The sequence below is a fragment of the Tildeniella sp. genome (assembly GCF_059505325.1).
Window position 1 is genome coordinate 53,476 of sequence record NZ_JCACKI010000008.1, and the last position, 12,469, is coordinate 65,944.

Sequence of the window (12,469 nt, forward strand, 5' to 3'; positions counted from 1 at the left end):
TAATTGGGATATTTGAATGTAATCTCTCAACTCCGTAGTTAACCCTTTGTCCTCATCCAAGCGCATATTGCAATACTAAGATTTATGAGAGAGCGATTACTTCAGTGGCTCAATGTAGCGCTGATGGTGGATTTATTCCTGGTGTTGTTCAGCTTTTTATGGCTGGCAGTTGCCGTGGCTGGTCGAGCTGCAAATGTGCCGCTGGGTCTCGACCTTTGGTACAAACTTTGGGAGCCTGTCTTCACACCAGCGCTTGGCATTCTGATGGCAGGCGCGTTGCTGAGTGGTGCGCTGAGTTGGGTTGCTAAGCGCTGGCGCGAACGCTCAACTGGCAATACTTAAACGCTTGACCCCAAGATTTCGGAAAGCGCTTGCGCGATCGTTGAGTACTGATAGTGAAAGCCGATCGCCTCAGTGCGTTTCGGTAAAACCTGCTGCCCTTCAAGCACAACTTTTGCTCCATCGCCTAACAGCGCTTCAAGGGCAAACCCGGGTACTGGCAGCCAAGACGGACGCTTCAGCAGCGATCCTAGAGCGTTAGCAAGTTCAGCCATGCGAACCGGATGGGGTGCCGTAGCATTGTAAACGCCCTCGAACGCACTGTTGGTCAGAGCCTGGAGCATTAAGCTCACCAGATCTTCGCGGTGAATCCAGGAGAACCATTGCTTGCCTGTGCCGATCGGACCCCCAGCAAACAGCTTGAACGGGGGAATCATTTTGGCAAGCGCCCCACCGTCTCCCAAGACGATGCCAATCCGCACAATCACCAGTCGCAGTCCAGCTTGCTTTACTTTCTCCGCTTCGGCTTCCCATGTCCGGCAGACTTCTGCCAAAAAATCGTCACCCACAGGACTGGTTTCATCAAAGGTGGCGGTTTCACTGGTACCGTAGTAGCCGATCGCTGACGCATTCACTAACACAGTTGGTTTGGGCGTTGCTTGAGCGATCGCCTCAACTAAGGTTTGTGTGCCCCGCTTGCGGCTATTGAGGATCATTTGCTTGCGCTCTGCCGTCCAGCGGTTTTCGGCGATCGGCTCTCCTGCTAGGTTGACCACACCATCGCAGCCAGAAAGCGCGTGTTGCCACTCTCCCAGCTCTGTTGGCGTATATTCGACCACATCGACGGTCGGAAAGGCGGCAGTGGGAAAGAGTCGTAGGGCGCGTTCCGGGTTGCGGGTCAAAACAACGACTGTGTGCCTGTCTGCCTGCAAGCGCTCGATCAAACGACTCCCAACAAAACCAGTTGCACCCGTAATGGCGACTTTCATGCAAAACCTCTGTGTGCGATCGTAATTTAAGCGTGAGAAACGACGGACTCTTCAAGCTGTTAGTCAACTGTTGCTCGTGCGATCGTTCACCGAGCTGAACATAACCCTGAGAAGCACCTTTCAGTATATCGAAGTTGCTAGAACCTCATAGCAGGCTGGACGCAAGCAGAATGGCTGTCTGTTTACGATCGCACCTTAATTTCCACTACAGTGAAAGTATGTAAACCCATTCACTACATTGATTGCTGCGATGACCGCGCCGCTCTGGTTCTCGACTGTACCACCGCTCTGGCTGCAAATTGCGATTACTGGAGCCTGGATCGGCTTGCTTGGGTTGCTGGCAGAATGGCTGCATCGCTACACCTCTGTCAGCTCAGAGGTGGTTCGCAAGGTGGTTCATATTGGCGCTGGCAATGTGATTTTGCTGGCATGGTGGTTGCAGGTGCCTGCCTGGTTGGGTATTGGCGCGTCTGTGATGTTCAGCGCGATCGCTTTTCTCTCGTATCGCCTGCCTATTCTGCCAAGTATCAATGGCATCGGGCGCAAAAGTCTGGGCACGTTTTTCTACGCCATGAGCATTGGTATTCTGGTTGCGTGGTTTTGGACGATCCAACAGCCTCACTATGCCGCGATCGGTGTGCTGGTGATGACCTGGGGCGACGGTTTAGCAGCGCTGGTTGGGCAACGTTTTGGTCAACACCCTTACAAGCTTTGGGACACGCAGAAAAGTTGGGAAGGATCGCTCACAATGGCGATCGTCAGCGGCGTGGTGAGTGTCTTGATTTTGCTGGCAGTGCAGGGAAATCTCTGGCAGACCTGGGTAATAGCCCTGGCAGTGGCGATCGTGGCGACCGGGTTAGAAGCCTTTTCAAAGTTTGGGATTGACAATCTAACCGTGCCTTTAGGCAGTGCTACACTCTGCTTTGTCCTCTGTCAACTTTGGCTACCAGGCTAATTTGATGTCAGGATGAATGATGAATTACCCTTATTTCTGCTCCCTCGCCCGTTGGGAGAGGTCTGGGGTGTAGCTTGCTCCCGAAGGGTGGGCGAATTTTGGCATTCATAGACTGATGCAGCAACGCCAAATTTTTTGACCGACAGGGTGAGGTCACGTTTTTGTAAATATGCCACGATTGGCTGTCTCCCAAACAGAAACATCCGCAGCCATTTTCTAGTCCTGTTTCAAAGCACGTAACCAATACGTCAATCCTGGTTGTGTTTTCTATCCTAAAGCTATGCCGTCTCCCGTCAAACTGCCCACGCCCGCTACTGTTGAAACGCTCCCGCTCCTGAATCAACCTGATCCGTCTCAGCTTGATAACATCAAGGCTCAATTAGACCTGGTCTTGTTGGCACTAGAAGCACTGACTGGGATCGGCTCTGAAGCAATGCTTCAGGCGGCGAGTGAGTTGAAGCTGGAGTCGATGGTGGTCGATCGCGTGGCGCTCTGGCGGTTGCGTCAATCCAGCCCACTGCGTCGCGGACAAGGAGGGCGTAAGAAGCTAGATGTTGAGGAGGCGCGCGCACTGGTACTGATTAGCTGCCATCTTGCCAAACAGCAGGCTGAAACGATTCGTCGCGCGGTTGCCCTGTTAGAACAGGCGACCGAACAACAGCGCGAACCGCATCAAATTGCGCTCTTAGGAGATTATCTTGATACGTTTAACAACACGTATCAGGAGCGGATGGAGGATGGCGATGACGTTTCGCCTGCTGTACTGACCAATCTTGCCCTCAAACTTCTCATCGACCTACTGTTTTATAGTGCTGCCAATGGTTCACGACGGCTCTGGCTGGCACTGATGGATCGATCGAACGATGGCAGCAGTCGATCGGCTAGTAGTAGCTAGTAAGAGAATCGACGGCAACGTTCCTTTGACAACAGGGTTTTTCCTTCCTGAAGCTGTTTTCTTCCTTGCTCCAACGTTGACTCTCTTTTAGCAGTCATTCCCTTATCTACACACCCATTCAGCGTTTGTTGCATGTCTTATTCCATTCTGCGACGGTACACTCCTCCGACCTGCACGCTAGAGATTATGGCAAAAAAATCGCCGTTGTCTCGTTGGGCAGGGCAGACTGTGGTGAAGCAGCTTCGGTTTCAACTGAGTTTGGATGATCCGAAACTACCTGAAGAACGGTGGGTGACGCTTCGGGGCGATCGCACTCAGCTTGACAACCTCCATGAGGTCGTTTCAACCTATGTGCAGACGTTTCTTGAGCAGTCTCATAGCCTTGGACAACCTTACAGGTACGCCAGTGAAAGCGTGGTGCTAGCTTCAGAGGCGATCGCGGTACTACCGTCCTCAAAACCAGCACTCGCAACGGCTTCATCGACCCCAAGCGGTCTCTCTCTACAGCCCAAGGGATTACTAACACACAATCTTGCCCTGGGAACGCTGGCAACGGAGTCTACGGCTGTTGTGTCTTTGAGCGCACTGCAACTATTCGATTTAGCCAATGCGTTAGATGACTACGCCGCTGACCTGATGGCGTTGCCGGAACTGCGATCGCGCCAGTCAGTGCCGGATGCCTTGCACTGGGGGCGAATCGCTGCGACCGGGCTAGTGGTCATTGGGCTATCTGCCACTGTTGCCAAGATCATCAACAGTAGCCTCCAGCCAGCATCGCCTACTGCCAGTCAGGGAGCCAGCAGCGATCAACCAATGGCAATGCAGCCTCCTTCAATTGCCCAGAGTCCGTTACCCTCGATCGCCTCTGGTCAGCCATTGCCGCCGCCACCGCCGCTGGGTTCGACGCTTCCGGTCAGTCCAGGGTTGCCGACTATTTCATTGCCATCACCTGCAAGCAGCCCCAAAACTGGCAATCCTTCAGGTGCAGTAAGCACGTCCAAGCCTAGCAGCGTTCCTGGTCGGGCGCGCCAAGACGCTGGTAATCAGATTGCTGTGCTGCCTCAAAGCGGCTCTCTCTCTGCTACGCCGCGATCGCAGCCTGCCCGACCGATGCCAGCCCCCCTTTCCCTGAAGCGAGAGCTTGCCAACGCGCCATCAAATCAACCAGCCAGTGCAGAGGCGCGATCGTCTGTTGGCGATCGCAGCGCTCAGATTGAGCAAACGGGCACAGTCTTTGATACGATTCCGCAAGTGGCAGAAGCCAGACAGTATTTTCAACAGCGCTGGAAGCCACCCCAGGGGCTGACGCAAACCCTGGAGTATACGCTTCTGGTCGATGCAAATGGCTCTATTCAGCGCACTGTTCCTTTAGGGCAAGCTGCAGGCGATTACGTCGATCGCACGAGCATACCGCTCACGGGGGAACCCTTTGTTTCAGCCCTCGATCGTAGACAGAACGCCAAGATTCGGCTGGTGCTCAGCCCTGACGGCAGCGTGAAAACCTTCTTAGAAGGATATTAACCTTAACGCTGGAACTGTTAGACGGAACAGTGCGACGGACCTAAACGGTATATTTGGTATACGACGACTAATGCCGAGACAGGCGCTGCACTTTTTGACCGCCCAAAAGCGCGTGCGTTTCGATCAGAAGAGCAGGGATTTTGTCTGCATGAGGACTATGGGCAAGGCATTGACGCAAATCTAGCTCTGCAATGCGATCGCCATTTCCGCCAGGAAACCAGTGGCTGCCCTGCCCCAGCAAGTTGTAGCGCATCCTGGCATAGTCCACCATGTCGTAAGCGATCGCCAAATTTCTGAGCCACAGCATCACTGGAATATTCAATCCATCTGGTGTTTCGGCTGGCGCAGGTAGACCGATATGCCAGGTTTGCATCCAGTCTGCACCAAGACGCGCGATCGCGGCTTGCCCCAATCGTTCTAAAATCGGCGGTAAAACGTCTGAAGCGTGCTCCAGGTGCTCCAGCGTCTTCAGATGTTCGTCAAAATCTTGAGGGTTGGCAGCACCAATGCTCAAGGTGTGCACCTGGGGATGACTGAGACAAAACAGATCGTTAAAGACGATCGGACTCAGCGGCGCACATAGTTCCACTAACCGTTGCGGCGGTTTAAAGAGCATCCCGCCTTTCTCAGACGGGCTGATGATAAAAACACCCATGTCATGTCTGGTGGCGGCTGCGATCGCAGACCAGTTGGTTTGGTTAATGTAGTACCAGTGCAAATTTACGTAGTCGAACTGGTTGGTAGCGATCGCCTGCTCGATTACGTCCGTCGGACCATGCGTCGAAAAGCCGACGAATCGTACTTTGCCCTGTGCCTGTAGGCTATGTACTACGTCCAGACAGCCACCTGGACGGATGCAAAAGTCCAGCAGTTCAGGTGTGTTAATGCCATGTAAGCCCAACAGATCAACGTAATCCAGCTTCAGATACGACAGCGATTGATCAAACGTGCGCCGAAATGCCTTCGCATCTGCAACGGGTGAAATTTTTGTCTGAACAATGAGTTTCTCACGTGGCAGGGTTGGCAAAATCTGCCCCAACTGCATTTCTGATGTGCCGTAGCCGCGTGCTGTTTCAATATGGTTGATGCCCAATTCTAGCGATCGCCGGATCGTTGCCTCCAAATTCGCCTGACCATCCGCAGGAATCTGCTTGGGCGAGACATCCTGCCACTTGTACTGATACCTCATGCCGCCGCACGAAAAGACAGGCATCGCTAGTTCTGTGCGCCCAAACCGACGATATTGCATAGCGATAAGGAGTGAGGAGTGAGGGGTGGAGAAGGAACGTTTTGAGTTTTGAGTTGATTGGGAGGTCAGCGGTTAGCGGTCAGCCTTCACCCACCTTCTGCCCTCTGCCCTTCTGCCTCCCAACCTTAATTTGACACTTCTGCCATTTCAATGACGTTGCCGTCGTAATCTTTTACCAGAAAGTTTAAAGGCTTCTCCTGCCGAATCTTGTGCTTCACGTTTCGCATTTGCACCCGTAACAGCACTTGCTCCAGGCAATCGCGATCGAAGCACACATGGCGCTGACGATTTTTCTCGCCCAGGCTTGCCCCAGAGATGACGTGCAGTTGAGTATTTTTCTTCAGTTGATACCAGAGACCTTCTGGGGTGCTGGCAGCGTTAATGCTCGATCGTCCAATGCCCGGAGTGACGTACAGGGGATCGATCGCCGCCGTGCCTAACGATTGCTCGTAATTGTAGTAATAGTGCAACGGAATATCTGCCGCTGGCAATTCTAGCAACCCTTCATACAGGTTCCGCGCCAGTTGCACATCTGTCACCATAATGGTGTGAACCTTCGGTGCGCTAGTCAGAAACATCCACATCGCTACAGCATATGCGCCTAGCAGCATTACCATAATGCCTTGAGTGGAGAACAGCGTATCTAAGCCAGGAATGAAGGATGCCAGCGGCAACGGTTGAAAAGGAACCTGCATATTACTGATGGGTAAAGTCATAACGGGAACAAAGCAAACGCTGTTCAGGATGGCGGAAAGCAAAATATCGATTTGTCTAAAGGCATTCTAAGGTTAAGCACCTTTAACCATTCTATCAAGAAGAATCGTAGTGGAAAGGGAGGAGTCGGTGAGCGGGTCGAAGGCAGGAGGTCGAAGGGAGGCAGAGGAAGCAGGGGAGGCAGAGGAAGCAGGGGAGGCAGAAGAAGCAGGGGAAGCAATTCAATACTTAATACGACTCCCGACTCCCGACTCCCGACTCGCCATTCCTTACCAATTTATAAAAAAAGCGTGTCAATTTACTCAAAACCGCTTATATATTGGAGGTCGTTTGCACAACTAGCTGGTCATTTGGGCTGTGTCCATTCCTACCTTTCCTGCAATTCCGTCTTTCCCCGAATGTAACCACCCAGTGGTGAAAGGGCTAACGCACTACAGTGATCAGGATTTGCTGACGTTGTTCCAGCGTTATCCAGACTCTGGGCAATACTTTACGACAATTTTTTGTCGCTACAGCCCGATGGTTTATACGTTGATTCGGCACTCAGCCCGATCGCCCGTGCAGGCAGACTATCTTTTTGGTAATACCTGGAGACATATTTTTCATGAACTGGGCGGCGTTGATTTACGTAGCGGCAGCAGTGAAAGTGAAGCGGGCATGACGTTACAAAGCTGGTTGATCAACGTGACAGCGATCTGCATCAATCGAGCAGAACTACCGCCTGTTGAGGCTATCCAATACAAGCTCGAAGCGGCACCGCCCCCGCTGTGGTGCTACATTGAGCGGGCGCTGGATCAAATGCCTCCCACGCTGCGGTTGATTGTGTTGATGGCGCAAACGTTTAACTGGAGCGAGACACGGATTTCAGCTTACTTGAGGGCTGAGGGTGAAGTGATGTCTCCAGCAGAGGTACGATCGCAGGTGCAAGAAGGCTACCGACTGCTGGAAGCAACACTACCAGACGATGTGCGAACAATCTATCTGGAAGGGAACTCTAGAAGTAGCTTGGGCTTCAGCACGGTTCCGGTAGAAACCAGCGTTGAGTAGATTGCTCAATCATATTTCAGTCAGCCAAACACTCGCTAGGGGCAGGATGATGAACCGTCGGGGCATAAACCTTCTGAGCCAATCAATCATCCTTGGAGCGATGGCGCTAGGTTCCAGTGCGATCGTGTTACTTTCTCTCCCTGCCAGGGCAGCCGATTTAAATCAGCAGTTGAATGTACACATCAACAATGGGACACGCGGTGCCTCCAGAGATGAAGCCGATCGACTGTTGCAACTGGGCAAGGATCAGGACTTTGATGGTTCTCTGACAGATGCTGTCCAATCGTGGCAGCAGGCACTGAGGCTGTACCAAAATCTGGTCGATCGCCCTGGCGAAGCACTTGCCTATAGCTACCTTGGTTCAGCGTATGCCCGTTTGGGACGACCGACAGAAGCAGAAGATGTCTTGCGCCGACAGTTGGCGATCGCCCGTGATGGGCAGGACTTTCAAGGGCAAATTTACGCTTTGAACAGTTTGGGCAGGGTCTTGGCACAGCGTGGTGGCACTCGATCGGGGGAAGCGCTGTTCAACGAAGCGCTTGCGATTGCAGCGAGCATCAACAGTGCCGATGGTGCAGCGCTGTCTCACGATAGCCTGGGATTGCTGGCGTTTGGGTTGGGCAACAACGATCGTGCCCTTGAGCAATACACGACAGCACTAGCCGCCGCTCGACGAGCAAGCAGTCCCGTTCGGGAAGCGACCACGCTGAATAATCTAGGCGACCTCTATCAAACAACAGGCAACTACCGCGATTCGATGAAATACTACGGGCTGGCGGTGAAACTGACCGATATCAACCGCGATCGTCCCAATCAGTTCCGTGCGATCGATGGCATGGTAGTTGCCCTCAACACCATCGGCAGCTATAACCAGTCGCTAGAGTTGCTCAACGATCGGCTACGGGTTGCCCATATGCTGGAGAACGATCGTCAGGAACTGATCTCGCTACAAGCGTTGGGTCAACTCTACGAAAAAGTAGGTGATGCGCCCAAAGCACAGCAGAGCTACCAACAGGCGATCGAAATTGCCCGCAATCTAGACGATGCCAAACAAGAAGGACTTCTGCGGGAAAGACTCGTCAGCCTGACGCGAAAACAGTAATCAGTTCCCCAGTAGCTTTGTTCAGAGAAGATAGCGAGTCGCTTCTACTTGTAGAGATTAAGGCGTTACATGACAGGCGATCGGCATTCGCCAACCAGTCCCAAAGGCGCGATCGGTCACTTTGAGCACGGGTGGGGCTTGCCGCCGCTTAAACTCGGCGCGTGTCACCAGCTTCACAATCGTATCGACAATTTGAGGCTCATGTCCCGCTGACACGATCTGATCGGGAGTCTGACGGTGATGAATCAACCGCGCCAGAATATCATCCAGCGTGTCATAGTCAGGCAGCGAATCCTGATCAACCTGACCAGGCTTGAGTTCGGCACTAGGAGGCTTGGTGAGAATATTTGCCGGAATGATTTCGGTTTTGAGCTTTGAGTTTTGAGTAGCGCTTTGCGCCGCTACGCTAGAGAGTGTTGAGTGTTGAGTGCTGCAAGCTAATGGCTGATAGCTGATGGCTGACGGCTGAAAGCTATTGAGCCACCGACACAGTGAGTAAACACGAGTTTTTGGTACATCGGCGATCGCGGCTAACCCACCGTTCATATCGCCGTAGAGCGTACAGTAGCCGACTGCCATCTCAGATTTGTTGCCGGTCGAAAGCAGCAGATGACCAAATTTATTGGAGATTGCCATCAGCAAATTGCCACGAATCCGCGACTGAATGTTTTCTTCTGCCAGCCCAAACTCGGTGCCTGCAAACAGATTGGCAAACGTGTGATCGTACGCCTGCATTAGATCGCCAATGGGTAGGGTTTCGGTATGAATGCCCAGATTTTTAGCCAACGCCAGCGCATCTTTGATGGAATGGTCGGAACTGTAGGTGGAGGGCATGAGAACACCCAGAACGTTTTCACAGCCGAGTGCTTCAACAGCGATCGCCGCTACCAGGGCTGAGTCAATACCACCGCTCAACCCGATGACAACCTTTGAAAAGCCGCACTTTTGGGCGTAATCCCGCACTCCCAAAACCAGCGCTGCCCAAATTTCAGCGTCTTCGCTTTCTGGCAAAGCGTTAATAACACCGGGCTGCAAGTCACCATCCTGAAACTCCAGCAGCACCAGGTCTGTTTCAAACGCACGCGCACGACAGACAAGTTCCCCTTGACGGTTGAACGCGACACTACAGCCATCAAAAATCAGGTCGTCGTTGCCACCAACCTGATTAGCGTAGATAACAGGCTGAGCAAAACGAGTCGCACTGTGCTTGAGCATGGCTTCGCGTAACCGTTGTTTGCCCACTGTGTAAGGAGACGCAGACAAGTTGATGGTGAGATCAACGCCCTGCTGCGCCAGTTCCGCGATCGGATTCGCTGTATAGCTACGTTTGCCCCAAAATTCTTCATCGTTCCAGAGGTCTTCGCAAATGGTTACGCCGATGCGGAGGGAGTGGGGAGTGGGGAGTGGGGAGTGGGGAGTGGGGGAGTGAGGGGGTGAGGGGGTGAGGGGGGCAGAAAGTTGAAATTTCTGGTTCCTAACTCCTGACTGCTGACTGCTGACTGCTGACTGCTGACTGCCAATCTCCAACACAAAATGATTCGCCTGCTGCCCTGGCTCAAAGTAGCGGTCTTCGTCAAACACATCGTAGGTGGGCAGAAGGCGCTTATGAAAAATTTGTCGGACTTTGCCGTGTTCAAGGAGTGCCATGCTGTTGAACAGTGGCTTGCCGCCTTTCAACAAAGCGTGTGGATTTACCTCTACAGTGCCAACTAGGGCAATGAGCGATCGCGGCAGGTCGTGGGCTAACTGTTCCAATGTTTTTGCCATTGATGCAATAAAACCAGGATGCATCAACAAATCACGGGGTGGATAGCCACACAGTGAAAGTTCTGGTGTTAATAACAGTCGTGCGCCCTGGTTTGCGGCTTGTTGTGCGGCTGCCAGAATTTTTTGGGCGTTGCCTGTTAGATCGCCGATGGTGGGATTGAGTTGTGCGATCGCAATCTTCATACGTCAAGACTTGAATTTGATGTGTATTTGCTTAGCAGCCGGATTCTTATCGTGAGGAATTTCTCTCACTTCAAACATGTCAGTTGCTCGAACTAAACTCCCCAGCTTTTCATACCCGTAATTGCGTTGATCAAAGGAGGGCGAAATTTTGGTTAGTTGTGCTCCAAATGATCCTAGATTTGCCCAGCCGTCTTCTTCGGCGATCGCTTGATACGCATCTTTGAGTAAATCAACTAATTCCCGATCGCGCTTTAACGTTTGGCTATTCAGCGCTTCTACTTTTTGGCTTGAGCTATCTTTAGCTAAATTTTTGGTATCTTTCTCGATAGCGCTATCAGTTGAAGTAGCTGGGGTCGATTCCTTTGCTTGCCCTAAAATCTCGGTATAGATAAATTTATCACAAGCACTGATAAAAGCTAACGGTGTTTTCTTCTCACCAAACCCATACACAACCAAGCCAGATTCCCGAATGCGACTTGCTAATCTTGTAAAGTCACTATCGCTTGAAACAATACAAAAGCCGTCAAAGTTTCGCGTATACAGCAAATCCATTGCATCGATAATTAACGCACTATCGGTTGCATTTTTACCAACGGTATAACGAAATTGCTGAATGGGTTGAATGGCAAATTTATTCAGTTTATCTTTCCATTTGCCAAGCTGTGTGCTAGTCCAATCGCCATAAATGCGCTTAACATGCGATGTGCCATATTTAGCGACTTCTTTCAGCAACGATTCAATCAAATCAGCATTCGCATTGTCTGCATCAATCAACACAGCCAAGCGATCGGACTTAAATTGCACTTCTCTACTCATAATATTTTTTAGATAATATTTCGCTTTTACTTAGTTAAAAGAATTCAAAATTCTATCTGCTAAAGAGCATCAACAGCTTCAAAATCAGCTTGATTTGGTTCCTCTTCATCAACTTGATTTAGCTCTTCTCTACAATACGCACCTACATCCCAGGTGTGCCCACTTAATTTAATGGCAACAGCTTTTGGAACATTTTTTCCAACCCATCTCATGAAAGCATATACTCCAATCGTTGAAGGAACTCTTACAGAGACAAACTTGGGACTACCAGAAGGTGTATACTCATTCAACCGAATCTTAAAAAACTTAGAGCCTTTAGCAGTGAACTTTGCTTTACTAGCGGCAAGTTCCTCTGGGCTGACATCTGGCAAGCCTAGCTTATGGGCACAGCGAACTCTGACGTAATGATGTAGAATCCGATCAATCTTTTCTTGCTTTAGTTCTTTTTCAGAGCGTTCGCCACTATCTTCTTTATGCTCCTGGGATGAAGAAATTAAAACCTGTGCATAACGCGCTTTCTTCAAATCGCTTAGTATAAAGCAGATTGACTTATCTTCTAATTCTGAGATTTCGTAAGTTAAAAACTCAATTTCTAACGCGCTATATTTTTGATCAATTAAATTGTGTTCATGATATGCAGGCGCGATCGCAATCAAGCGAATGGGCAAGTTATAGTCTATTTCGGCAGCAAGTGGCTTTTCGGCGATGAGGCGATCGTAGTAGCGAGTTAGTTGCTGGACTATGTAGCGATCGGCTGTGTTCTTCAGTTCCAGAACTGTTAATGCTCCGATTTCATCAATGGCTAAAATGTCGCATACATCTTGTTTGAGCATATGTTGACGTTTTAATCCTTTAAGTGCAAAAAGGTCATTTAAGTGAACCCAAACAAAATCTTCTAAATCTCGCTCACTTTTAAAGCAAAGTTTCTTCTTACGTCGATGTAGCATTGGAA

The 12,469-nt window shown here is 50.9% G+C and carries 13 protein-coding genes; 7 read left to right on the top strand and 6 right to left on the bottom strand.

Annotated elements, in window-relative coordinates:
• The first annotated feature begins 84 nt into the window (after positions 1-84).
• Positions 85-342, top strand: a complete 258-nt coding sequence (locus AC5JO6_RS03610) for a DUF8620 family protein (RefSeq protein WP_496079675.1) — start codon at positions 85-87, stop codon at positions 340-342.
• Here AC5JO6_RS03610 and thyD read toward each other — a convergent pair.
• The gene (thyD, locus tag AC5JO6_RS03615) at positions 339-1,268 is read right to left on the bottom strand and encodes a thylakoid membrane protein ThyD (protein WP_496079676.1); all 930 of its coding nucleotides are present in this window, start codon (positions 1,266-1,268) and stop codon (positions 339-341) included. The genes AC5JO6_RS03610 and thyD overlap by 4 nt on opposite strands.
• Before the next feature lie 250 nt (positions 1,269-1,518).
• Between thyD and AC5JO6_RS03620 the strand changes: the two genes are divergently transcribed.
• From AC5JO6_RS03620 to AC5JO6_RS03630, 3 genes are all read left to right on the top strand, one after another.
• Entirely contained in the window at positions 1,519-2,223 is a 705-nt protein-coding gene (locus tag AC5JO6_RS03620) for a diacylglycerol/polyprenol kinase family protein (RefSeq protein ID WP_496079677.1), read from the top strand.
• A 280-nt stretch (positions 2,224-2,503) separates the two neighbouring features.
• Entirely contained in the window at positions 2,504-3,118 is a 615-nt protein-coding gene (locus AC5JO6_RS03625; RefSeq protein ID WP_496079678.1) for a DUF3038 domain-containing protein, read from the top strand.
• A 132-nt stretch (positions 3,119-3,250) separates the two neighbouring features.
• Positions 3,251-4,639, top strand: coding sequence for a DUF4335 domain-containing protein (locus tag AC5JO6_RS03630; RefSeq protein WP_496079679.1), 1,389 nt, complete (start codon positions 3,251-3,253; stop codon positions 4,637-4,639).
• Between the two features lie 67 nt (positions 4,640-4,706).
• Here AC5JO6_RS03630 and AC5JO6_RS03635 read toward each other — a convergent pair whose 3' ends face one another.
• Both AC5JO6_RS03635 and AC5JO6_RS03640 read right to left on the bottom strand, forming a co-directional pair.
• Entirely contained in the window at positions 4,707-5,888 is a 1,182-nt protein-coding gene (locus AC5JO6_RS03635) for an aldo/keto reductase (RefSeq protein WP_496079680.1), read from the bottom strand.
• Positions 5,889-6,013: 125 nt separating this feature from the next.
• Positions 6,014-6,604, bottom strand: a complete 591-nt coding sequence (locus AC5JO6_RS03640; RefSeq protein WP_496079681.1) for a VOC family protein — start codon at positions 6,602-6,604, stop codon at positions 6,014-6,016.
• Between the two features lie 127 nt (positions 6,605-6,731).
• On the opposite strand from AC5JO6_RS03640, the gene AC5JO6_RS03645 reads away from it, so the two are divergent.
• The 3 genes from AC5JO6_RS03645 to AC5JO6_RS03655 all read left to right on the top strand — a co-directional run bounded on the left by AC5JO6_RS03645 (position 6,732) and on the right by AC5JO6_RS03655 (position 8,751).
• The gene (locus AC5JO6_RS03645; protein ID WP_496079682.1) at positions 6,732-6,944 is read left to right on the top strand and encodes a hypothetical protein; all 213 of its coding nucleotides are present in this window, start codon (positions 6,732-6,734) and stop codon (positions 6,942-6,944) included.
• A gap of 15 nt (positions 6,945-6,959) precedes the next feature.
• Entirely contained in the window at positions 6,960-7,649 is a 690-nt protein-coding gene (locus tag AC5JO6_RS03650; RefSeq protein ID WP_496079683.1) for an RNA polymerase sigma factor, read from the top strand.
• A gap of 100 nt (positions 7,650-7,749) precedes the next feature.
• The gene (locus tag AC5JO6_RS03655) at positions 7,750-8,751 is read left to right on the top strand and encodes a tetratricopeptide repeat protein (protein ID WP_496079684.1); all 1,002 of its coding nucleotides are present in this window, start codon (positions 7,750-7,752) and stop codon (positions 8,749-8,751) included.
• A 57-nt stretch (positions 8,752-8,808) separates the two neighbouring features.
• Here the strand turns inward: AC5JO6_RS03655 and AC5JO6_RS03660 are convergent, their stop codons facing one another.
• From AC5JO6_RS03660 to AC5JO6_RS03670, 3 genes are read right to left on the bottom strand one after another with little or no spacing between them, the layout of a single operon-like run.
• The gene (locus AC5JO6_RS03660) at positions 8,809-10,701 is read right to left on the bottom strand and encodes an NAD+ synthase (protein WP_496079685.1); all 1,893 of its coding nucleotides are present in this window, start codon (positions 10,699-10,701) and stop codon (positions 8,809-8,811) included.
• Between the two features lie 3 nt (positions 10,702-10,704).
• Entirely contained in the window at positions 10,705-11,517 is an 813-nt protein-coding gene (locus AC5JO6_RS03665) for an NYN domain-containing protein (protein ID WP_496079686.1), read from the bottom strand.
• A gap of 59 nt (positions 11,518-11,576) precedes the next feature.
• Positions 11,577-12,464: an endonuclease NucS domain-containing protein gene (locus AC5JO6_RS03670; protein WP_496079687.1), complete on the bottom strand. Its 888-nt coding sequence runs from the start codon at positions 12,462-12,464 to the stop codon at positions 11,577-11,579.
• Positions 12,465-12,469 lie beyond the last annotated feature (5 nt).